This window comes from Streptomyces pseudovenezuelae (assembly GCF_029892565.1).
In the GTDB taxonomy this organism is placed as follows: domain Bacteria; phylum Actinomycetota; class Actinomycetes; order Streptomycetales; family Streptomycetaceae; genus Streptomyces; species Streptomyces pseudovenezuelae_A.
Genome location: NZ_JARXVH010000033.1, coordinates 25,178 through 46,459 on the forward strand (window position 1 = coordinate 25,178; position 21,282 = coordinate 46,459).

The 21,282-nt window shown below is 70.1% G+C and carries 24 protein-coding genes and 1 pseudogene; 17 read left to right on the plus strand and 8 right to left on the minus strand.

Annotation, left to right across the window (positions count from 1 at the left end; translation table 11 throughout):
• Positions 1 to 4 precede the first annotated feature (4 nt).
• Together M2283_RS48460 and M2283_RS48465 are read right to left on the minus strand one after the other, a co-directional pair.
• Entirely contained in the window at positions 5 to 529 is a 525-nt protein-coding gene (locus M2283_RS48460) for a DUF6879 family protein (protein ID WP_280883023.1), read from the minus strand.
• The gene (locus M2283_RS48465; protein WP_280883024.1) at positions 501 to 752 is read right to left on the minus strand and encodes a hypothetical protein; all 252 of its coding nucleotides are present in this window, start codon (positions 750 to 752) and stop codon (positions 501 to 503) included. Before M2283_RS48465 ends, M2283_RS48460 begins: the two co-directional genes overlap by 29 nt.
• On the opposite strand from M2283_RS48465, the gene M2283_RS48470 reads away from it, so the two are divergent.
• The 4 genes from M2283_RS48470 to M2283_RS48490 all read left to right on the plus strand — a co-directional run bounded on the left by M2283_RS48470 (position 729) and on the right by M2283_RS48490 (position 6,134).
• Positions 729 to 1,301, plus strand: a complete 573-nt coding sequence (locus M2283_RS48470) for an IS5 family transposase (RefSeq protein ID WP_280883025.1) — start codon at positions 729 to 731, stop codon at positions 1,299 to 1,301. The two genes, M2283_RS48465 and M2283_RS48470, sit on opposite strands and share 24 nt — an antisense overlap.
• A gap of 567 nt (positions 1,302 to 1,868) precedes the next feature.
• Positions 1,869 to 4,118 carry an MMPL family transporter gene (locus tag M2283_RS48480; RefSeq protein ID WP_280883026.1) on the plus strand — a complete coding sequence of 750 codons (2,250 nt, stop codon included), beginning with the start codon at positions 1,869 to 1,871 and terminating at the stop codon, positions 4,116 to 4,118.
• 7 nt (positions 4,119 to 4,125) lie between these two features.
• Positions 4,126 to 5,451, plus strand: coding sequence for a sensor histidine kinase (locus M2283_RS48485; RefSeq protein ID WP_280883027.1), 1,326 nt, complete (start codon positions 4,126 to 4,128; stop codon positions 5,449 to 5,451).
• Positions 5,448 to 6,134: a response regulator transcription factor gene (locus tag M2283_RS48490; RefSeq protein ID WP_280883028.1), complete on the plus strand. Its 687-nt coding sequence runs from the start codon at positions 5,448 to 5,450 to the stop codon at positions 6,132 to 6,134. Before M2283_RS48485 ends, M2283_RS48490 begins: the two co-directional genes overlap by 4 nt.
• 45 nt (positions 6,135 to 6,179) lie before the next feature.
• Here M2283_RS48490 and M2283_RS48495 read toward each other — a convergent pair whose 3' ends face one another.
• A complete protein-coding gene (locus M2283_RS48495; protein ID WP_280883029.1) occupies positions 6,180 to 6,632 on the minus strand; it encodes a TetR family transcriptional regulator C-terminal domain-containing protein in 453 nt (150 codons plus the stop codon).
• Here M2283_RS48495 and M2283_RS48500 point away from each other — a divergent pair.
• A complete protein-coding gene (locus M2283_RS48500) occupies positions 6,589 to 7,230 on the plus strand; it encodes a methyltransferase domain-containing protein (RefSeq protein ID WP_432423248.1) in 642 nt (213 codons plus the stop codon). The genes M2283_RS48495 and M2283_RS48500 overlap by 44 nt on opposite strands.
• 33 nt (positions 7,231 to 7,263) lie before the next feature.
• On the opposite strand, the gene M2283_RS48505 is transcribed toward M2283_RS48500, so the two are convergent.
• Both M2283_RS48505 and M2283_RS48510 read right to left on the minus strand, forming a co-directional pair.
• Entirely contained in the window at positions 7,264 to 7,416 is a 153-nt protein-coding gene (locus tag M2283_RS48505) for a hypothetical protein (RefSeq protein ID WP_280883031.1), read from the minus strand.
• Positions 7,417 to 7,466: 50 nt separating this feature from the next.
• On the minus strand, positions 7,467 to 8,369 hold the full coding sequence (locus M2283_RS48510; protein WP_280883032.1) for a serine hydrolase: 903 nt from the start codon (positions 8,367 to 8,369) through the stop codon (positions 7,467 to 7,469).
• 630 nt (positions 8,370 to 8,999) lie between these two features.
• On the opposite strand from M2283_RS48510, the gene M2283_RS48515 reads away from it, so the two are divergent.
• From M2283_RS48515 to M2283_RS48520, 3 genes and pseudogenes are all read left to right on the plus strand, one after another.
• A complete protein-coding gene (locus M2283_RS48515) occupies positions 9,000 to 9,836 on the plus strand; it encodes a PucR family transcriptional regulator (RefSeq protein WP_280883033.1) in 837 nt (278 codons plus the stop codon).
• Between the two features lie 2 nt (positions 9,837 to 9,838).
• Positions 9,839 to 10,111 (plus strand): annotated as a pseudogene (locus tag M2283_RS52225) (LysR substrate-binding domain-containing protein); the annotation flags it as partial.
• Positions 10,112 to 10,133: 22 nt separating this feature from the next.
• The gene (locus M2283_RS48520) at positions 10,134 to 10,283 is read left to right on the plus strand and encodes a hypothetical protein (protein WP_280883034.1); all 150 of its coding nucleotides are present in this window, start codon (positions 10,134 to 10,136) and stop codon (positions 10,281 to 10,283) included.
• Positions 10,284 to 10,295: 12 nt separating this feature from the next.
• Here M2283_RS48520 and M2283_RS48525 read toward each other — a convergent pair whose 3' ends face one another.
• Positions 10,296 to 11,411, minus strand: a complete 1,116-nt coding sequence (locus M2283_RS48525; protein ID WP_280883035.1) for a DUF2235 domain-containing protein — start codon at positions 11,409 to 11,411, stop codon at positions 10,296 to 10,298.
• Between the two features lie 55 nt (positions 11,412 to 11,466).
• Positions 11,467 to 12,372 carry a DUF6424 family protein gene (locus M2283_RS48530; protein ID WP_280883036.1) on the minus strand — a complete coding sequence of 302 codons (906 nt, stop codon included), beginning with the start codon at positions 12,370 to 12,372 and terminating at the stop codon, positions 11,467 to 11,469.
• A 188-nt stretch (positions 12,373 to 12,560) separates the two neighbouring features.
• Between M2283_RS48530 and M2283_RS48535 the strand changes: the two genes are divergently transcribed.
• Entirely contained in the window at positions 12,561 to 13,415 is an 855-nt protein-coding gene (locus tag M2283_RS48535; protein WP_280883037.1) for an NAD(P)-dependent oxidoreductase, read from the plus strand.
• On the opposite strand, the gene M2283_RS48540 is transcribed toward M2283_RS48535, so the two are convergent.
• A complete protein-coding gene (locus M2283_RS48540; protein ID WP_280883038.1) occupies positions 13,405 to 14,463 on the minus strand; it encodes a LacI family DNA-binding transcriptional regulator in 1,059 nt (352 codons plus the stop codon). The two genes, M2283_RS48535 and M2283_RS48540, sit on opposite strands and share 11 nt — an antisense overlap.
• A gap of 200 nt (positions 14,464 to 14,663) precedes the next feature.
• Here M2283_RS48540 and M2283_RS48545 point away from each other — a divergent pair, with 200 nt between their 5' ends.
• The 8 genes from M2283_RS48545 to M2283_RS48580 are packed head-to-tail and all read left to right on the plus strand — an operon-like array spanning position 14,664 to position 21,267.
• Positions 14,664 to 15,614 carry a dihydrodipicolinate synthase family protein gene (locus M2283_RS48545; protein WP_280883039.1) on the plus strand — a complete coding sequence of 317 codons (951 nt, stop codon included), beginning with the start codon at positions 14,664 to 14,666 and terminating at the stop codon, positions 15,612 to 15,614.
• 7 nt (positions 15,615 to 15,621) lie between these two features.
• Positions 15,622 to 16,497, plus strand: a complete 876-nt coding sequence (locus M2283_RS48550) for an ABC transporter substrate-binding protein (protein ID WP_280883040.1) — start codon at positions 15,622 to 15,624, stop codon at positions 16,495 to 16,497.
• Between the two features lie 19 nt (positions 16,498 to 16,516).
• Positions 16,517 to 17,245: an amino acid ABC transporter permease gene (locus tag M2283_RS48555; protein ID WP_280883041.1), complete on the plus strand. Its 729-nt coding sequence runs from the start codon at positions 16,517 to 16,519 to the stop codon at positions 17,243 to 17,245.
• On the plus strand, positions 17,242 to 18,009 hold the full coding sequence (locus M2283_RS48560) for an amino acid ABC transporter ATP-binding protein (RefSeq protein ID WP_280883042.1): 768 nt from the start codon (positions 17,242 to 17,244) through the stop codon (positions 18,007 to 18,009). The genes M2283_RS48555 and M2283_RS48560 overlap by 4 nt, the downstream gene beginning before the upstream one ends.
• A 35-nt stretch (positions 18,010 to 18,044) precedes the next feature.
• On the plus strand, positions 18,045 to 18,338 hold the full coding sequence (locus tag M2283_RS48565; protein ID WP_280883043.1) for a (2Fe-2S)-binding protein: 294 nt from the start codon (positions 18,045 to 18,047) through the stop codon (positions 18,336 to 18,338).
• A 4-nt stretch (positions 18,339 to 18,342) separates the two neighbouring features.
• A complete protein-coding gene (locus tag M2283_RS48570) occupies positions 18,343 to 19,713 on the plus strand; it encodes an FAD-dependent oxidoreductase (RefSeq protein ID WP_280883044.1) in 1,371 nt (456 codons plus the stop codon).
• Complete coding sequence (locus M2283_RS48575; protein WP_280883045.1) at positions 19,710 to 20,873, plus strand: NAD(P)/FAD-dependent oxidoreductase; 1,164 nt, start codon at positions 19,710 to 19,712, stop codon at positions 20,871 to 20,873. The genes M2283_RS48570 and M2283_RS48575 overlap by 4 nt, the downstream gene beginning before the upstream one ends.
• Positions 20,874 to 20,886: 13 nt before the next feature.
• Complete coding sequence (locus M2283_RS48580; RefSeq protein ID WP_280883046.1) at positions 20,887 to 21,267, plus strand: allophanate hydrolase-related protein; 381 nt, start codon at positions 20,887 to 20,889, stop codon at positions 21,265 to 21,267.
• Positions 21,268 to 21,282 lie beyond the last annotated feature (15 nt).

The following is a 21,282-nucleotide window of genomic DNA, read 5'->3' on the forward strand; positions in this document are numbered from 1 at the left end:
CGGGTCAGGGCTTGTACTCGGCGTGTGGGATGGCGTCGGCCCAGAGCAGGTCGCGCGCACGGATGCAGGCGGCCACCGTGTCAGGGTCCTCGACGATCTCTGACCCGAGGACGCGGCCCTCCGGATCGAAGTGACCGACTGCAAGGAGACGGTCGTCGTACAGCCACCAGTCGTTGCCGTCCAGGGGGAAGGTGACGGCCTCGGGCAACCGGTGTCGCGGTAGCCATCGGATGTCCTCGCCGGCCTCGATGTTGAGGTGGGTCAGCGAGTGCTCCCATCCGACGTACTCGGAGTGTGGCTCCGTGATGACTCGGACACGTCGCACGGTCTTGCCTTCACCCGTGACGCGCTTCATCAGCGTCATCCACAGGTCGAGCCACGCGTAGTCGTCGGGCTCGCCCCGCTGCCACCTGGCGTACGGCGTGTCTTCGACGGGAGATCCGTAGTCGTCCCGCAGCTCCAGGTGGAAGGCGTCACGCTCGAAGCTGCGGAACAGCTCGTCACGCTGTGCGGGGGTGATCAGGTCCACTGCTCTCCTCCAGTAGGGCCATGATCGAGGACTTGGGGACCTCGATGCAGGTCTCATAGTCGGGCATGCGCATCTGGCTCAGGGCTTCAGGATCGTGCATTTCCGGGCCTTGGAGTACGCATGTTCCCTGTTCCGTGACGAGCATGATCGGGGCGGTGAACTTCCTGATCTCGCCGGACAGTTGGCCGTCCTTGGTCAGGTGCTCGAACAGCTCGGTCGGCACCTCTACGGCGGTCTGTCCTTCCGGTACGTCGAGCTGTGCGAGTGCGTGTGTGGACGGCTCCCACATCCGTGCGAAAAAAGGGGAGCCGACACCGGTCCGTCGCCGGTCGGCCGGCGAAAGACAGGCAGCAAGCACCACCTGATCTGCGACGGACGAGGCACCCCGCTCAAGGTCGTCACCACCGCGGCCAACGTCAACGACGTCACCCAGACCCTCGCCCTCGTCGACGGCATCCCGCCCGTCGCAGGCCGCCCCGGCCGGCCGCGCCACCGCCCCGACTCGCTCCTGGGCGACAAGGGCTACGACTCCAACGCCCACCGCGAACAGTTGCGTCAGCGGCGGATTCTGCCGGTCATCTCCCGCAAGGGCGCCCCGAACATCAAGGGCCTGGGAAAACTCCGCTACGTCGTCGAGCAGACCTTCGCCCTGCTCCACCAGTTCAAGCGCCTCGCCGTCCGCTGGGAACGCCGAACCGAACTCCACGACGCATTCGTCTCTTTGGCCTGCGGCCTCATCTGCTGGAGGAGGCCGCAGAAGGCCCGATCATGATCGTGTTACGAGCTCATAGCCCGTCAGTCGCATCAGCGATTGAGTGAGACGCCGAGTGTTCGTCCGTCTCGCTCCACCTGAGGTAACTGTCCCTGTCTCCTGCGAATTGGCCCCTGTCTCAGACGATCTGGTCCGTTGGCCCTGATGTCCTGGCTCAGACACCAGCCGCAAAGTAGCGGGGGATCACGTACTCACCGCGGTGGCCAGCTGCTGGCGCAGCGCCGGGCTGACCCGCTCGGTGGCATGGACGGAGGGCCGATCGCTTGGCGTGGCACCTGCCATCCGGTTTAGGTGCGCGCGGGCGTCCTCGTCGAGGCGCACCGCTCGTCCGCCGACGGCGTGACGGTCCGGCTGTAACCCCAGGTCACTGAACTCCAGGTCAAGCCCGTTGAGACCCAAGTCGGCCTGTAGTGCGTAGGCACCAGGACACGTGAGCAGCTGGTCGGGCTGCACCAGGGAAAGACGGCGACGGGGAACGATGCCCGGCCGGGGCGCCGGAGGGAAGTGTGGGAGACGCGTGAATCCCGCGCATTCCCCTTGCCCTGCGGCGTCTGGAGTGATCAACAAGTGGCAACAATTCTTTACCGGATCGGACGGTGGGCCTTCCGGCGGCGCCGGCGCGTGCTTCTTCTGTGGCTGGGTGCCCTACTGCTGGCCGTTGCCGCCGCCGCCATGGCGCCGGCCGGGGAGGAAGAGGAACTCTCCATGCCCGGTACCGAGTCGCAGAAGGCGTTCGACCTGCTGGACGAGCGCTTCCCCCAGAGCAACTCCCAGGGTGCCGAAGCCCGTTTGGTGTTCCAGGCCCCGGACGGGCAGCGGGTTACGGCCAGGGAGAACAAGGCGGCCGTCGAGGACACGCTCGGCTCACTGGACGGGGACGATCAGGTCGCCTCGGCCACCGACCCCTATGAGACCGGCGCTGTCAGCGAGGACGGCACCATCGCCTACTCCACCGTCACCTACACCGCGGACGCCGTCGACCTGACCGAGCAGACGAAGAGCGCCCTGGAGGACGCCGCGAGCCAGGCCCGGGACGCGGGCCTGACCGTGGAGATCGGCGGCTCGGCCCTGGATTCGGAAGAGGAACCGGGCGGTACGACGGAGATCGTGGGCGTGGTCGTCGCGGCCGTGGTCCTTGCCCTCGCCCTCGGGTCGCTGGTCGCGGCCGGACTGTCGCTGCTGACCGCCTTCGTGGGCGTGGCCATCGCCTTCGGCCTGATCACCGCGCTGGCCGTTCCGCTGGGCCTGACCTCCACCGTCGCCATTCTGGCGCTGATGCTCGGGCTGGCGGTCGGCATCGACTACGCACTCTTCATCACCTCGCGCTTCCGCGACGAACTCGCTGAGGGCAGCGAGCCGGAGGAGGCCGCCGGCCGGGCAGTGGGCACGGCCGGATCCGCCGTCGTCTTCGCCGGCGCGACCGTCTTCATCGCCCTGGTCGGGCTGGGGGTCGTCGGAATCCCCGAACTCACCAAGATGGGCTTGGGCGGCGCGGGCGCCGTGGCCCTTGCCGTACTCGTCGCACTCACCCTGGTCCCCGCGCTGTTCGGCTTCTGCGGCCGGCGGATACTCTCCCGCGCCGTCCGCAGGGCCACCCGGCCGGGAAGGAAGCTCCCGCACCCGGTGCCCACCGCGGCCGGCCGGCCTGGGCTCGGCACCCGCTGGGCGCGGTTCGTGCTGCGCCGGCCGGGAGCCGTGCTGATGATCGCCGTACTCGGTCTCGGCGCCGTCGCCCTACCGGCGCTGAGCCTCGAACTCGGCCTGCCCGGAGACGAGTCCAAGTCGGTGGAGACCACCGAGCGCCGCGCCTACGACCTGCTGTCAGAAGGCTTCGGCCCCGGCTTCAACGGCCCGTTGACCGTGGTCGTGGACACGTCTGAGTCGGCGGACGAGGACACCCGCGCCACCACTGACCAGGTCGTCAGGACCGTACGGGGAGTGGACGGCGTCGCGTCGGTCGGTGATCCGGTTCTCAGCCGGACCAAGGACACAGCCGTCCTCACCGCCGTCCCGCAGACCGCGCCGAACAGTGGTGAGACCAAGGACCTGGTGCACGCGATCCGGAGCGCGGTCACCGGTATCGAGGCCGACAGGGGCGCCGCCGTCCTGGTGACCGGCACCACCGCGATGAACATCGACATCTCCGAAGCGATGTCCGACGCCCTCATCCCCTATCTGACCGTGGTCATCGGCCTGGCGGTGCTCCTGCTGATGGTGGTCTTCCGCTCGATCCTGATCCCGGTCAAGGCCGCGCTCGGCTTCCTGCTGTCGGTGGGTTCCGCCTTCGGCGTCCTCGTCGCTGTCTTCCAGTGGGGCTGGGCGGCAGACCTGGTCGGCATCGAACAGACCGGACCGGTCATGTCGCTGATGCCGATTCTCATCATCGGAATAGTGTTCGGCCTCGCCATGGATTACGAGGTCTTCCTCCTCACCCGGATGCGGGAGGCCTACGTCCGTGGCGCGTCCCCCGACGAGGCGATCGTCAACGGTTTCCGGCACAGCGGACGTGTGGTGGCCGCGGCGGCGATCATCATGATCAGCGTGTTCGCCGGATTCATCGGGATGAGCAGTCCGACCATCCAGACGATGGGCGTCGGCCTGGCCTCCGCCGTCGCCTTCGACGCCTTCGTGGTCCGGATGGCGATCGCACCCGCGGTCCTGGCACTGCTCGGCCACCGGGCCTGGTGGCTGCCTCGTATCCTGAACCGTGTGTTGCCGAATGTGGATATCGAGGGTGAGGCACTGAGCAGGCGAGTCCCGGCGTCCGCGACCGAGTCGGACGCAGCGGTGCGGCGGCTCCCCATCGGCCGGGACTGAGCCGGCCATGACGAACACGGGTGGCGGTGGCCCGCGACCACGCGGCACGTGGTGGCGGGAGGGAGCGATCACGGCGACGGCGTTCGCGCTCTGTCTGCTCGGCGGCGTGGTGCGGGCCGACGACAAGCCGCTGTCTCCGCCGTCCGCCGCCGCCTACCTCATCGCCGTGGTGTCCTGTGCCGTGCTGCCGGTGCGGCACAGGACGCCCCTGGCCGCCATGGCGGTCACGACCGTCTGCGGCATGCTGGTCGCGCCGTCGGGTCTCCTGCTGAGCCCGCTCATCGTGGCCCCCGCCGTGATCACCGCCTACTCGCTCGCCGTGCGCGTGGAACAGCGCGTGGCAACCACGGTGGTGCTCACCTCCACGGCGCTGCTGAGCGCCTCGACCCTCCCGTTCGGGACCAACTCGTGGCAGGACGCCAGCAGGATCGGAGCGGTCGCGGCGTTCCCGCTGGTGGCCGGCGTACTCGGTCACTCGGCGCAGAACCGGCGGGCCTACCTGGCGGCTGTGGAGGAGCGGGCCTGGCAGGCCGAGAAGAGCCGGGACAGCGAGGCGCGCCGGAGAGTGGCCGAGGAACGGGTGCGCATCGCCCGGGAACTGCACGACCTCGTGGCCCATCAGATCACCCTGGCCAACGCGCAGGCCACGGTCGCCGCCCACCTCTTCGACGTCCGCCCGGAGCAGACCCGCAGGAGCCTGAAGGAGCTCGTCGAGACCACGAGCGCCGCGCTGGACGACCTGCGGGCCACGGTCGGTCTGCTGCGTCAGTCCGGGGACACTGCCGCGCCCGCCGAACCGGCGCCCGGGCTGTCCCGGCTTCCCACGCTCCTGGAGTCCTTCCGCCGCGCGGGTCTGGAGGTGTCGGTGCACCAGGAGGGCACGGCCAGGCCGCTGCCGCCGGGAGTGGACCTCACCGCCTACCGCATCGTCCAGGAGGCACTGACCAACGTGACCAAGCACGCCGGTACCGGTAGCGCCCGGGTGCGCCTCGCCTGGAACCGCGATCGCGTGACCATCACCGTCGCCGACGACGGAGGCGGCGCCCGTATGGCGCCGACCGCGTCCACGGGACCGATTGCGTCCGCGGCGGCGGACCGACCACCCGGCTATGGTCTGATCGGGATGCGTGAACGTGCCACGGCGGTCGGGGGACACCTCTCTGCGGGCAGGCGCCCGGAGGGCGGCTTCCTCGTCTCCACCCAGCTACCCGTCCCGCCCGTCAAGTACACGACGCGTACGACTGACGAAGCAGCAACCATCGAGGGGCGAATGGCCGACGGAGCGACAGACGACGAACGAACGGGCGACGGAGAGGCCGGGGATACGCCGTGACGCTCCGGGTGCTGCTCGCCGACGATCAGGCCCTCCTGCGCGGGGCCTTCCGGATGCTTCTCGACACCGCCGACGACATCACCGTGGTCGGCGAGGCCACCGACGGCAGGGAGGCGGTGAGACTCACCCGGGAGCTGCGCCCGGACGTGGTGATCATGGACATCCGTATGCCCGAGGTGGACGGTCTCACCGCCACGTCGGAGATCTGCGCGGACCCGGAACTACGTGCCAGTCGCATCCTGATCCTTACCACGTACGAGACCGACGAGTACGTCGCTCAGGCGCTGCGCGCGGGGGCCGGCGGCTTCATCGGCAAGGGCATCGGAGCCGAGGACCTACTGGACGCCGTGCGTACGATCGCCGACGGCGACACTCTTCTGTCCCCAGCTGCGACCCGCTCATTGGTCGCCCGTTTCCTGGCCACACCGGACGCGCCGCACCACCCCGAACAGCTCGCCGTGCTCACGCCGCGCGAACGCGAGATGGTGGCTCTGGTCGCGACCGGTCTGTCCAACCAGGAGATCGCCGAGCGGATGTTCCTCAGCCCCTTCACCGTCCGCGCCCACGTGCAGCGCTCCATGACGAAGCTGGAGGCTCGCGACAGGGCCCAACTCGTCGTCATCGCCTACCGGACTGGCCTGGCCCACGCCGCCCCCGACGGCGGCGCCGACCGCCTTTCGTAGTCCGATACCGGGGACCCTTCGGCGGCTCCTGGTTAAAGACCAAGCTCAGCGCAGCAGTACCCCGAAGACCGTGTCGAAGAACGGCTTGAAGGCCTTGGCGGACCGCTCGGTCCGGGAGGAGATCAGCGTCCCTTCCCAGGCGTTGAGCAGGAATGCGGCGAGCGTTGCCGGGTCCTGTCCGGCTGACACCTGGCCCGCCGCCTGGGCGTCCGCAACCGCGCACGTCAGGCATTCGGCCCAGAAGGCGAAGCCCTCCCGGAGCGCCTCCCGGATGATCTCGCTGTGATCGCTGATCTCGTTGGCGAAGTCGCCGAACAGGCAACCCCGCAGGAACTGCTGGTCGAGCTGGCCGTCCCGGAGGAACTCGAAGTGCCGGCGGAGCCGGATGAGCGGGTACACCGAGGAGTCCCTGAGGTCCTCGAGCCGCAGACTCGAGCCGTACCGCTCCAGCGCGATGACCGCCAGTGCCTCCTTCGACGGGAAGTGGTTGTACGACACGGTCGCGGTTAACTATGCCGACCAAATACGCGAGGCTCTGGCCGAGAAACCGTATCTTCGGGCGACTCTGACGTTGTTCGCAGACTTGGTCCACGCCGCTGGCGGCGGACCGGTGGCGGACGTGGGCTGCGGGCCTGGACAGGTCACCGCTCACCTCCACGAGCTGGGTGTGGATGCTTTCGGCATTGACCTTTCCCCCGTGATGATCGATGTCGCTCGGCGTGACCACCCTCGCCTGCGGTTCGAAGTGGGCTCGATGACGGACCTCGCCCTCACCGATGTTTCGGTCGCCGGCCTGCTCGCATTTTGGTCGGTGATTCACATCCCCGACGAGGCCGTCCCCACGGTCTTCGGGCACTTCCGGCGGGTGTTGCGTCCCGGCGGATCACTTCTGCTCGGCTTTCACGTCGGCAACCAGTCAAGGCTGAAGACCCAGGGCTACGGCGGTCGCCCGATGAACGTTTACGTCCACCGCCGCCAGCCTGACAAAGTGGCGGCCTGGCTACGCGATGCCGGGTTCACGGTCGAGGCTCAGATACTGCTCGACCCCGACGACAGCGTTCCAGGGGCGGTCCTTTTCGCGCGCCGTCAGTCCTAGCCCCGTCAGTGGTCCGGCTGCCGCCGACCACATTCAGAGGCTGGTGCGGGTGAGGTGGCTGAGGATGCGCGGGACGGTGGAGAGGCTGGTGTCGGCGGTCATCATGCGGCAGGCCGTGGCGCCTGGTCCGGATCCGCCCGGTTCACGTCGTCCCGTCGTCAGTGCGGCGATCCGCGCAGTCGACATGGCCCGGTGGGGCCATTGCCGTCAACCGGAGGTGCCATCACCTTCCGCCGTCACCCGGCCGCCCGTGCCGAGGAGACCGCCGCGCGGGCCGCGCGTTCGACCGCCGCAATGCCGCCCGTCATCGACACGTTGCCGTCGGAGAGAACCGCGACGAGGTAGTGGTGTGTTCCCGAGGTCACCTGTCCGACGCTGTTGATGTCCCACAGTCCGGTGGTGCTGCGTTGCAGCCAGCCGTTCTTGAGCGCCCATCCGGAGTCGGAGGCCGCAGAGACGCCCCAGGACTGTCCGGCGGCGATGCGGGTCATCAGCGTACGTATGTAGTTCCGTGACGTCGTGGTCAGTGCGGGCTCGCTTGCGGACGTGGTCCCGCCATCGGCGAACACTGCGCGCAGCAGGCGGATCTGGTCGGTCACGGTGGTGCGCGTGAGTCCCCACTTGCCGCCGGCCCCGCCCACGGTCGAGGACAGGCCGAGGCGCTTGTTCACCGCTTCCAGGCCGGGCGCCAGGCCGATCCGCCGCCAGAGCGCGTTCGCCGCGTCGTTGTCGCTGCGCTCGATCATCGCCTCGGCCTGGGTGCGCTCCTGCTGGGTGAGGCCATGTCCGGCGTCCTGGGCTTGGAGGAGCAGCACGGCGAGGATGTCGACCTTGATGATGCTGGCCGTGTCGTAAGGAATGTCCTTCCCACGCACCTGCGGATTCCGGGCGGGGTGGTCCAAGTCCAGCACGGCGGTCGTCACGCGCGCCTCGTTCGTCACAGGCGCCTGTGTGGTCCTGGCTCCGGAGCGCTCCGCCGTCTCGGTGACGGCTGCCGCGCCCGGACCCACAGTGCCTGCCGCGAGGAGGATGGTCACGGAGCCGGTGAGGAGAACCGCGCAGAGGCCTGCACGCCTGCCGCGTCGGCCGTGCGTGCTCGCACTGCGCGTGGTCGGTCGGGGATTCGGGCGGTATGGCATGGGGCCTCGGCAGTTCGGGGGCGGGGGCACAGACCTGCGAACGTAGACGAGGTGGCGGTTCCGTGACGTGACCGGTGTCACGAAAAAGCTCTCATTGCATGGTTTGTGAGGATAACTACAACTCCTGGACCGCCCAGGATCGGCATGATCGTCCACACCATCAACGGGAACTCGTCGAGAAGCCCGGGACGCCAGCCTCCACCTCTCCAAAACCCTCCCGGATGACCTCGCAGGTCTCCGCCGAACTCCCTTAAGACAACCCCAGTTTCCCCGGGCTTTTAGACCGCCTATCAGCGGACCGTGCTGGAGATGGGGCGGCGGGCGGAGGACGAGCGGCGGCTGTGGTTCAGCCGGCTCCTGGACAGCGACGGTCGCAACCCGACCGTGGTGCGGGACGCAGCGCGGGCGCTCGGGTTCCAGGTGTCCGGGCGATTCCTGTGTGCGGTCGCTCCCGGGAGGCGGTGAAGCCTTCCTGCGCGGAGTCGCCAACGCACTCCGTGACCTCGGTGCCCCGCTGCAACAGCAGGCGGTCGCCTCGGACATGGTCCTGGTCGTCCAGTTGAGCCCCCGGCTGACCCGGGACGCGGTGCTGGCACAGTTTCAGGGACACCGTGCGGAGTCTCCCCTGAGGTGACCGGGCTGACCGAACTGCCCCGCGCGGTGACGCTGGCGACCGCCGCGGCCCGCGTCCTGCCGCCCGAGGCCACCGAACCGCATCGCCTGGAGGACAGCTGGCTCGACGTCCTGGTCCACCGGGCCGGGGACCTCGGCCGGGATCTGGCGGGCGACGTGTTCGGTGGCCTGCACGCCGGGGCTCCCCCGGCGGAGGCGGACCACCTGCTGTGGACCGTCCAGGTGCACCTGTCGGGCAGCGGTTCCCTCGCCGACACGGCCGCCGCCCTGTACTGCCACCGCAACACCATCCAACAGCGCCTCAACCGCTTCGCCGAACTCACCGGCCGCGACCCCAGACGCCCCGAGGGCGCGGCCCTGGTGGTCCTGGCCCTCAGCGTGAATCGCCTGGGCAGACGTGACGCCGGTGGGCCGGACTTCGCCGACCTCATGCTGGCGCGGCGAGCTGCAGGACCAGACGGCGTCCAGTACCTGAACCGGCGGGTATCGGTGGTGCCGGCCTGGGCGGGCACCCGGGGTCTGTCGCCCCTGTCCTCGCGGACCGCGGTGAGCCGCGGCCGCAGGCCGAGTGCGGTGAGCACGGCTGCCGCGAGGAGTGCTCCGAGCGCACAGGGCAGCAGCTCGGTGACGCCCGAGCGGCCGGTCGCGACGACCCCGCCGACGTGCCGCTGGTTGATGGAAGGGCGGTCTGTTGCTGGAGGTCGCGGTCGAACTCGCGGTGATGTGCGACCTGGACTTCAGGGAGAAGGAAAAAGAGGGCAAGGGAAACGGAGACGGACCGCCGGCCTGACAGCACAGGCGACACCCCCGACAGCACGGGCGACCCGTCCGTGATCGTGGACCCCGGCCCGCGCCGCGTCCCACTGCTCACCGACCGCCGCTGTGCCCTGCTCCCCGCCGACCACCCGGCCGCGGCCTCTCCCACGGTGTCGTTGGTCGACCTCGCGGGCGAACGCTGGGTGCTGGAGTCCGGCCGTACCCGCTTCCTGGCCGCATGCCGCGACGCCGGATTCACCCCCCGGACAGCGGCCACCGCCGACGACCAACTGACCCTGCACAGCCTGGTCGCCAACCGCATCGGCCTCGCCGTCATGAACGAACCGGGCGTGACCGCACACTTCGACCCCCCGGATGGTCGCCCGCCCCCTCGCCGGCTGGCCCGTCCGCCGCGTCTTGGCCCTCCTATGGCCGGACACGCTGCGTATCCCGGCGGCGGCCGCCCTGTTGGGGGCACTGCGGGACGCGGCTCGGCCGACGGACGGCGGAACCCTGGTGCCGTAGCCAGGGGCCCGGTCAGTCGCAGGCCGGCGTCAGCCAGTCGGGATCCGCCCAGCAGCCGGGAGCGTCCGGTGCGGGCAGGTCCGGACGGTACGTCGGGTCCTGCTCCCGCCGGAGTCGGACGCTCGCGTGGAACACCGCGTCGTCGGGCACGGCGCGCGACCGCCGACCGACAAGTATCCACAGCGGGCCGTTGTCGTGGACGGGCGCGGAAGCGAAGTCCTCGTTCAACGCGGTCACTTCGGCGTATGCACCGGGCCGGAAGTCCAGGTCCGCACACACACCGTCGGTGATCCACTTCAGGGTGATGGTGGACAGCAGCGGCGCATGCTCCTCGTGGTCGAACGTCCCGCCGACATCGGAGTGCACGCCCGCGAACCACACCTCCTCCAGCGTGTCCCGGACCGGCTCCGGTCGCGGTGTGACGAGGAACTCCCGGTATGGGCGCCGTTTCTCGTCGAGGGACACGGCGTGGCGGATACGGGCGGCGTTGGGGAGTTGGCGGGTGTAGGGCCAGTGGAGGTTGCCGAGGCGGAGGATGCCGGCCGCTTTCACGGTGTCCCAGAGGCCGAGGTAGGCGATGGGCAGGGCGTAGCGCGAGATCTGTTGCCTGTTGTTGAGCTTGACCGTCTCCCACAGCGGCTCGTCCTCGGTGCGCCGGCAGAAGGCGTGCGAGAAGCGTGCGACCGCCTCCATGCTCTCGTCGATGTCCTGGTTGAAGGCGTATCTCGCCACGGCGTAGGAGACGAGGTTCTCCGAGCCTGGGCGCATGAGTCCGGGCTTGTTCAGCATCCCGACGAGGGCGCGGGCCGTGTAGGCGCCGCGGCTGAACCCGAAGACGTACACCGAGTCCTGCGGCTGCCAGTTCTGCATCAGGTACGTGTAGGCCTCGACGAGGTTTGCCTTCAGCCCCGTACCGAACGCGAGTCCGCTCGTCCGGGAGATCCGGCGGCCGAGCGGTCCGCGCGCGGTGGCCGCCGACATGGTGCCGACCCCGGCGTCGTAGTAGAGGAGTTGGCGTGCGGGGTCGGCCGCCGCCAGCATCTCGAACAGCTTGACCACGTTGGTCGGGTTCCGGGCGCCGACCTGGTTGCCCGTCCCGTCGAGGCAGATGACGATCTTGCGCGGCATGATCACTCCTCGCCCCCCGGAAGGCCGGTTTCTGAAAGGACCGGGGAGCCGGTGGCTAACCGGGGAGCCGGTTGTTTCTGCGCCGCGTGCCTGTGGCGACGCGGCGTGCCCGGCCGGTGACCAGCGCGCCGTCCGCGGTCGCCGCTCCGGGCGGGATCTGCTCCTTGAACGCCTTGAGAGCGATGTCGCTGTCCGCCGGGAGAACCGCCATCTCGCCCTTCCCCTGCGCCTCGGCCAGGGCGTCTCCGGCGGGTGTGCCGTGCCGGGCGTGGACGATGCGTACCCGCCCGTCGCCGGAGCCCCGCCGCTTCATCGGAACGACACCGGCGTGGGTACCGTCGGGCAGGGTCACCCACAGCTGGAAGTCGTCGACCTTGATGAACTCCGCGCCCTTGATCGGCCAGGGGTAGTGATGCTCGCCGGCCGCTTTGGGGAGGATCCCCTGGTGATTGTTCTTGCTCAGCGGCACACACGCGTTGAAGAGGGAGTCGGTCCACGCGGCGACACCGGGCGCGTCCGTGATCGGAGTGCGCAGGAGGCGCGCGGCACGCTTGTAGCCCATGGCGTCCAGGGCCGGGAGCGTGAACGGAAACGCGTCGACGAGATCGGCGGCCTCCCGCCGCAGCCGGTCGATCTTCGCGGGGTCGGCGCAGAACTGCATGCTCCACTCGATACCGACCCTGGCCCGGTACATCCGCCAACCGTCCGCCGCCCTAACCCACAGGCTCCCGCCGTGGTGCATCTCGAACGGCGGGGGCCCGTACGGCAGGGTGGTCCCGGCCGTGGCCATCTCCTGGAGAATCTTCTTCGCCGTCGTCTTCGCCGCGCGGAAGTTCGCCGACTCGTCCCGCGGGCCATGCTTGACCAGTCGTATCTTCCAGGGATGGTTGCCCGAGAAGGTGCCGCCATCCTCGATGACGACGGGGGTCCTGCGCACTGTTCCCGATCCGGCCCGAGCCATGGCGGCCTCCCTCAGGTGACCACGGCCCCGTGCGCCGCATGCGCCTCCGAGCGCCGCTGTCTCCATCGTCCCGCGCCGCCCCTGGGACGTCGACTCGTGCGGGTCGCCCCGGCGCCTGCACCGGCCGATCTCCCTCGTACCGTGGAGTCCTCCTCCCTCCACCGCCCCGACTCCACAAGGACTCGTCCATGACGACGACAGTGACACTCCTGCACCCAGGCTCCATGGGCGCTCCGGTCGGTGCCCGGGTACGCCGTGCCGGTGCGCGCGTGCTCTACGTCCCCGCCGGCCGCGGTCCCGCCAGTATCGAGCGAGCCCGGGAAGCGGGGCTGGAGGCGGCCGAGTCGCTCGAAGCCGCCCTGGCCGTCAGCGACTTGGTCCTGTCGATCTGCCCGCCCCACGCGGCGGAGAACGTCGCGCACGAAGTCCTCGGGCATGCCTTCCGCGGCATCTACATGGACGCGAACGCCATCAGCCCCGAGCGGACGCTCCGCATCGCCGCCGCCTGCCACCAACGCGGCATCGTCATGGTCGACGGCTCGATCATCGGCGCTCCCCCGGGAGGGAACGGCTCCCCCCGGCTCTACCTGAGCGGCGACGCGGAGGCCGCCGACCGGGTCGCCTCACTCTTCAAGGGTACGGAGGTACTCGCCAGGCCGCTCGACGCCGGCGTCGGTGCCGCGTCGGCCCTGAAGATGTCCTTCGCCTCCTTCCAGAAGTCCGCCCGCGCCCTCGCCGCCGTCTCGCACGCACTCGCCACGAGCCACGGAGTAGGCGCCGAACTGGCCCTGGAAGCCGAGTCGGTCACCTCAAAGATCCTCGCCGAGGTGGACCAGCTCCCCAGCGTCGCGGCCCGGGCCTGGCGCTGGGCCCCGGAGATGGAGGAGATCGCGACCACCCTGCGCTCCACCGGCCTCCCACCCGACCTGGCCGAGGCCAGCGCCACGGTCATGCGGCACTGGACCGCGGACAAGGACCGCTTCGACCTCCCCCTGGAGGACGTACTGGCCCACCTGCACGGTCACGACGACCTCAAGGGGTGAGCGGAGCCGCCCCCGGACGCCCCGGAGCCGTCGTCGAACTCCGCACCACCAGCCGGGACCCGACACGGATGAGCCGCCCGGCACCCTCCGGGCCGCCAGGCCCGCCGATGTCGGGCCGACTGTCGATGCGGCGCAGCAACTGCTCCGCGGCGAGCTCACCGAGGTCCCGCGCACCGTTGTCGACGACCGTGATCGGCGGGTGCCAGTACGAGAACCAGGGAGCCTCCTCGTGGCACACGAGGGAGAGCTGCTCCGGCACCCGGACCCCGAGCTGGACCAGCGCCCCGAGGGTCCCGAACGTCGCCTCGTGGTTGGCGCTGTACAGCGCGGTGGGCGGACGCTCCGCGGCCATCACCCGCCGGGCCGCCTCCGCCCCGAACGCCATGGTGTAGGGCCCCCGCGCGCACAGGTCGGGATCGGGTTCGAGCCCGGCGGCGGCGAGGGCCGCGGCGAACCCGGCGTAACGGTCGCGCCCGGAGTCGATGTGCGCGGGCCCGCCGATGAAGGCGATGCGCCGGTGACCGAGCCCGATCAGGTGCTGGGCGGCCAGTTCGGCGCCCTCCCGGTCGGCGGCCATCACGGAGTCGCCGGGGACGTTCTGGGGTGTGCGCATCAGGTTGACCACCGGGATGCCGGCCGCGCCCACCTGCCGGACCATCTCGGTGTTGTCCCCGGTGCCGACGATGATCAGCCCGTCAACCCGGTGGTCGAGCAGCATGTCCAGATAGCGGGCCTCGCGCGCCGGATCCGCGTCCGTGACGCACAGCAGCACCTGGTAGCCGCGCTCGTCCAGACGCTGCTGGAGCACCTCGGTGATGACGTGGAACGAGGCGTTGACCAGGTTGGTTATCACCAGCCCGATCAGGTTGCTGCGCCGCGTGCGCAGTCCGCTGGCGATCCGGTTCGGCCGGTAGCCGAGCCGCTCCGCCGCGGACTGCACCGCCCGCTTCGTCCGGTCGCTGACCCGGCTCGATCCGCTGAGCACCCGCGAAGCCGTGCTCTTGGAGACCCCCGCGGCCTCGGCCACCTCGTCCAAGGTGACTGCCACCGGCCCACCCCCGATCCGATCATGAAATCGATCCCATACGGCCCTCCTCAAGCGCCGAGCCGTGATCGCCATGATGGCAGATCCCGTGAAGTCGGTGGCGTAAACAATGCGTTTCACGAGCAATTTCCAGCCAAAACGGCATTGACCTCCGCCCCGGCCCACTGCGACCGTGCTGTGCAATCGATCCCACGGAGCACATCATGACCACTCCGAGTGCCGTCCCCTGGCGCGGCTACTGGCCCGCCGCACCCACCCCCTTCACCGCCGACGGCTCCCTCGACGAGGACGCCTGGCGCGTACTGCTCGCGCTGTACGCGGAGCACGGCGTGCACGGTGTCCTGGTGAACGGCACGACCGGCGAGTGGTTCTCCCAGACCCCCGAGGAGCGCCGCCGGGTGGCCGAGATCGCGGTCGCCGAACTCTCCGGACAGATACCGGTGGTGATCGGCTGCGGCGCGTACACCGCGGCCGAGTCCGCGCGCTACGGCGAACACGCCCGCTCGATCGGCGCGGACGGCATCCTCACCACCCCGCCGCCGTACGTCCACCCGAGCCAGGACGAGATCCACGCCTTCTACGCCACTCTCGCCGGGGCGGTCGACCTGCCGCTCATGGTCTACAACTGGCCGCGCGGCACCGCCGTCGACATCACCGTCGACACCCTGGTCGGGCTGGCCGAGTTGGACACCGTGGTGGCCGTCAAGGACAGCTCCGGCGACGAGTTGAAGGTCGCGGACACCTGCGCCGCCCTGGCCGGGAAGGTCCAGGTCTTCGGCCGCTTCATCCACCGCCGGGGCATGGCCGTCATGGCCGAGTTCGGCGGAGCCGGAAACATCGACGGCGGCGGCCTCGGCGCCCCCTTCGCCGTCCCCTTCTACGAGGCCTACTGGGCCGGTGACCTCGACCAGGCCCGGGAATGGTCCGCACGCTACGAACGGCTTGTGAACCTGCTCGTCAACGACGACTACAGCTCACGGTTCGCCTCACCCACCTCGCAGCTCAAAGCCGCCATGCGGCTGCTCGGGCAGCCCGGAGGGCACGTACGCCCCCCGCTGCTCCCCCTGGAGGACCCGTCCGCGCTGCTCGGCCTGTCCGAGGCGCTCGACGAGGCCGGGCTGCACTCCTGTTCCACCAGCACCGGAAAAAGGTGAACCGACCGTGCGCAGACTTCTCATCGCGGCCTCCTCCGCCGCCGCCCTGCTTCTGACCGTGGCGGCCTGCGGCAGCGAGGACTCGTCCTCGTCGTCCGCCGCCGCGGCCCCGACCGGCTGCACGCCCAAGGTGGGCAAGGCGGACCTGGTCAAGGCAGGAACGTTGACGATATCGACCAACGCGACCCTGCCGCCCATGCAGTACCTGGACGCCTCCAACAAGATCGTCGGCATGCGGGTGGACCTCGGCGACGAGATAGCCAAACTCCTCTGTCTCACCCCGAAGTTCGTCAACATCCCCTTCGACGCGCAGATCCCCGGCGTGCAGTCCGGACGCTGGGACATGATCGACACCGGCATGTTCTACACACCGGAGCGCGCCAAGACCGTCAAGCTCGTCCCGTACGAGATCCAGGGCGTCTCCATCTCCGTCGCCAAGGGCAACCCGAAGAAGATCGCCTCCGAGGACGACCTGTCCGGCAAGACCATCGCCGTGGAGGCCCCGGGCTACGAGTTCGACACCCTCACCGCGCTCAACAAGGAGCTGAAGGCGGCCGGCAAGAAGCAGGTCACCGTCCGCACCTTCACCACCACCGCCGACGCCTACCAGGCACTGTCCGCAGGCCAGGTCGAGGGCGTGGCCATCGTCGAGGCGGTCACCGGCTACTACCAGAAGGACGGCCGCTTCGAGACGGCGGTCAAGGGCATGAACCCCGCCCCGCTCGCCCTCGGCTTCGGCAAGCAGAAGCCCGCCGACGCGGTGGCGGAGGCGCTCAACACCCTTCGTAGCAACGGCTACTTGGCCACGTTGTTCAAGAAGTACGGCGTCACGGCCTACACCGGCGACCTCAAGGTGACCACCGGCGCGATCAGCGCGAAGTAACCAGCGAAGGACGAGAGCCATGTGGTCCTGGGATGCCTTCTTCGACTTCCTCACCAATCCCCAGCTCATCCAGGGAGCCTGGACGACGATCTGGCTGACCACGGTCAGCATGGCGCTCGCCCTTCCGCTCGCCGTGCTCGTGGCACTGGGCAGAGCGTCCCGCATCGCACCGGTCCGGGCGGTCACCGGCTGCTACGTGTGGCTGATGCGCGGCACGCCTCTACTGGTCCAACTGGTCATCATCTACACGGGGTTGCCCCAGGTGGGCCTGCGCCTCGGCGTGATCAGCGCGGCCCTGACCGGTCTGGTCCTCAACGAGGCGGCGTATCTCTCGGAGATCGTCCGCGCCGGGGTGTTGTCCGTCCCGCGCGGTCAGTCCGAGGCCGCCCGCGCGCTGGGCATGCCGCCCTGGAAGGTGTTCCGGGTGGTGGTCATGCCGCAGGCGCTGCGCGTGATGGTCCCGCCGCTCGGCAACAGCTTCAACGGGCTGCTCAAGACGACCACGCTCGTCTCGGTGATCTCCGTCGAAGAACTGCTGCGCCGCACGCAGTTCGCCGTCCAGACCAACTTCCGTGTCCTGGAGGGCCTCACCGCTGCGGCCCTGTACTACCTGGCGATGACCACCCTGTGGGGCCTGGTCCAGCGGTGGCTGGAGATCCGGGTCGGCCGCGGCCACCAGACCGGGCCGAGCCGTGGCCGCCGTATCAAGAGCGCCGCCGTTCCGGCACTCGAAATGGAGACCCGATGACCATCGAGACGGTCGTGGAAGCGCGCCAGGTCCGCAAGTCGTACGGCCATGTCGAGGTCCTCAAGGGCATCGACCTGACGGTCCGGCGAGGGGAGGTCGTCCTCGTCCTGGGCCCTTCGGGTGGCGGCAAGAGCACGTTCCTGCGCACCCTCAATCACCTGGAGACCCCCGACTCGGGCACCGTCAGCATCTGCGGCGAGCGGATCGGCTACGGCGACCGGGGCGGACGCCAACTCGCCCTGCGGGAGCGGCGAATCGCCGTCCAGCGGCGGCGCACCGGCATGGTGTTCCAGCAGTTCAACCTGTTCCCGAACATGACCGCGCTGGACAACGTGGCGTCCGGTCCGGTGCACGTGAACGGCGTGTCCAAGGCCGAAGCACGCGTCGCGGCGGGCGAGTTGCTGGCCATGGTGGGCCTCGCCGACAAGACCCGCTCCTACCCCGCCCAGCTCTCCGGCGGCCAGCAGCAGCGGGTGGCCATCGCGCGCGCCCTGGCGATGCGCCCGGAACTGCTGCTCTTCGACGAACCCACCTCGGCGCTCGATCCGGAGATGGTCGGCGAGGTCCTCGACGTCATGGTCCGGCTCCGCGAGGAGGGCATGACCATGATCGTCGTCAGCCATGAGATGGGCTTCGCCCGGGCGGCCGCCGACCGGGTGGCGTTCATCGCCGACGGCCTGGTGGTGGAGGACAAGTCCCCGGACCTCTTCTTCTCCGCGCCGGAACACGAACGCACCCGCCAGTTCCTGGAGCGCATCCTGTGAAGCCCCCACCCCTCTTCAGCCCTGTGAGCACAGCCATGAGCACCAACTCACCGCCGCAGACGGTCACCGTGACCATCGACGGCGCCCCCGGCCAGGCCTGGGCGGGCCAGTCCGTGACCGCCGTCCTGGTCGCGGCCGGCATCTGGCCGCTGCGCCGCAACCCCGTCAACGGCCAGCTGCGCGGCCCGTTCTGCGGAATGGGCGTCTGCCTGGAGTGCGAGGTGACCATCAACGGCCGCCCCGGCTCCCGCAGTTGCACCGCGCACGTCACCGACGGCATGGACATCCGCACCCATACCGAGCCCCTGCCGACGGCCGCGCATGGCTGACCTCATGACGGGGTCGGAGGCGGATGTCGCGGTGGTCGGCGGCGGTCCGGCGGGACTGCACGCGGCGCTGGTCCTGGCGCAGGGCGGGCTGAGCGTCGTACTGCTCGACGAGTCCGACACCCTGGGCGGTCAGTACTACAAGCGCCGGCCCGCGCAACTCACCGCCGCCTTCGGTGACTTCCGCCCGCGCGGCACCGAGCTGATCCGCCAGGTGCGGGAAGCCGAGGTCGTCGTACGCACCGGCACCCTGGTCTGGGGCGCCGAGGACGCGGGCCGCACCCTCTTCACCTCCGACGTCCGCACGGGCGCCCTCGGCCGCATCAACACCCGGGCCACACTCGCCGCCACAGGTGCGTACGAACGCTCCCTGCCCTTCCCTGGCTGGACGCTGCCGGGCGTGGTCACCCCCGGTTTCGCCCTGCACCTGGCCACCATGGACCGGGTTCCCGTGGGCAACCGGGTCGTGCTGGCCGGGACCGGCCCGTTCCTGCTGCCGGTCGCCTGCGCGCTGCTGGAGGTGGGCGCCCGGATCGAGGCGCTGGTCGAGCTCAACCACCCGTACCGCCCCCGCGCTTCTGCGCTCGGTGGCACACTGCGGCAACCCGCCCGGCTCGCGGAGGCGGCCCGCTATCTGCTCACCCTCGCCCGGCACGGCGTGCGCGTCGAACAAGGCGCCCGCGTGCTCGCCGCGTACGGCGACACCCAGGTCACCGCGGTGGACATCGGCCACGAGGACGGCCGCGTACGGCGGTTGGAGACCGACGCGCTGTGCGTGGGATTCGGCTTCCGCCCCAGCACCGAACTCCCCCGGCTGCTGGGCTGCGACACCCAGGCGGACCCGACGGGCACGGAACAGCTCCCGGTCGTGGACGCGGACGGTACAACCTCGGTCGACGGCTTGTACGTCGCCGGGGACTGTGCCGGTATCGCGGGGGTGCAGGCGGCGGGCGTACGAGGACAGCTCGCCGCCCATGCGATCCTGCGCCGCCTGGCCCCCGAACGCGCGCCCGCACCGGTGGCCGGTCTCCGCCGCCGGGCCCGCTCCCTGGACCGTTTCGCGGCACTGGCCGACCGCCTCTACCCCATGCCGGCCACGGCCGACATCCCCGACGACACCCAGGTCTGCCGCTGCGAGGGCGTCAGCGCGGGTGAGATCCGGCAGGCCGCCGAGACCGGCTGGAACGACCTGCACGGCACCAAGGCCGCCACCCGCGCCGGCATGGGCCCCTGCCAGGGACGCGAATGCGGCCACATCGTCGCTGCGTTGGCCGGGCGGGGCTCCGGGCCAAACCGGGCGGCGGAGTGCTTCGCGGCCCGGATGCCGATACGGCCGCTGCCCATGGCCGCGACGGTCGAAGGGCAGGAGGTCCCGTGACCCGGCCCGACGTCATCGTCATCGGCGCCGGCGTCCTCGGTGCCAGTGCCGCCTTCCATCTCGCCGAACGCGGTTACCGGGTCGTGGTGTTGGAGCGCGGCGGGCCCAACCGCGAGGGCTCCGGCACCACCGCGGGCAACCTCCACATCCAGGCCATCCACACCCGCCGCCCGGGCCAGGAGGTCCCGGTCGACAGCGCCCGCCTGCTGCCACTGCAACGACGGGCGTCGGACCACTGGGCGCAGATCGAGGAACGGCTCGGCGCCGACGTGGAGTTGCGGCGCGGCGGTGGCTTCATGGTCGCCGAAACCGCCGTGCAGGAAGAGGAGTTGAGGGAGAAGCACGAGTGGGAGCGGCGGGCGGGCATCCCCACTGAGGTGGTCACCGGCGACGAGGCCCGTAAGCAGCTGCCGCTGCTCTCCGACCGTGTACGCGCCGCCAGTTGGTGCCCGCTCGACGGCTACGCCAACCCGCTCCTGATCACCCCCGCCTATCTGACCGCGGCCCGCCGCCTCGGCGCCGAACTGCACGCCTTCACCCCGGTGACCGGCATCCAGCGGGTCGGCGACGACTACAAGGTGCTCTCGGACGACCGCAGTTGGACCGCACCCGTCGTCGTCAACGCGGCCGGGCCGTGGATCACCGAGATCTCCGCGCTCGCAGGGGTGGGGATACAGATGTCTCCGGTCGCGATCCAGATGCACGTGACCGTGCGGGTCCCGCCGGTCATGCATCACTTGGTCCAGCACATCGGCGAGGGCATGTCGGTCAAGCAGGTCAGTGCGGGAAACCTCCTGATCGGCGGCGGCTGGCCCGCGGCGAAGCTCGACATGGAAGGCCGCAACACCGTCAGCGTGCCCAGCATGGCCGGCAACCTCGCCCAGGCCGGGCGCATCCTGCCGTTCCTCGGCGACCTGCGGCTGCTGCGCATGTGGGCCGGACCGCTGGCCGCGACCCCGGACGAGATGCCGGTGATCGGCGAAGTCCCCGGCCACCCCGGTTTCTTCGTCGCGGGCGGCACCTACGCCTTCACCCTCGCCCCGGTGTGGGGCGACACGCTGGCCCGCCAGATAGCCGGGGAGGTCGCGGCCGACCCGGTGGACGACCTCGGCCCCGGCCGCCTGCTGTACGACGACGCCACCACTCCCGTATCGCCCTGAAAGGCACTCCCCCATGACCTTGAAGATGTTCGTCAACGGCCAGGCGATGTCCGGAGGCACCCTCAACCACGCGCTGAGCGAGGCCCGCCTGCTCGGCCCCGCCCGCACGGCAGCCACGTACCGCTTCTTCTCCGTACGCGACGAGTTCCCCGGTCTGCACCCGGTCACGGAGGGCGGCGCGGCGATCAACGGCGAGGTGTACGAGGTCAGTTACGAGGTGCTGCGCGAGCAACTGCTCCCCGAGGAGCCCGAAGAACTCGAACTGGGTGTGATCGCCCTGGCGGACGGTTCGGGCTCCTTCTCGATGCGCATGCGCGCCTCCGCGCTAGCGGCCCCCGGCGTCGTCGACATCACCGCCCACGGCGGCTGGCACGCCTACCTCGCCTCTCTCTGACACTTCGTCCTCGCT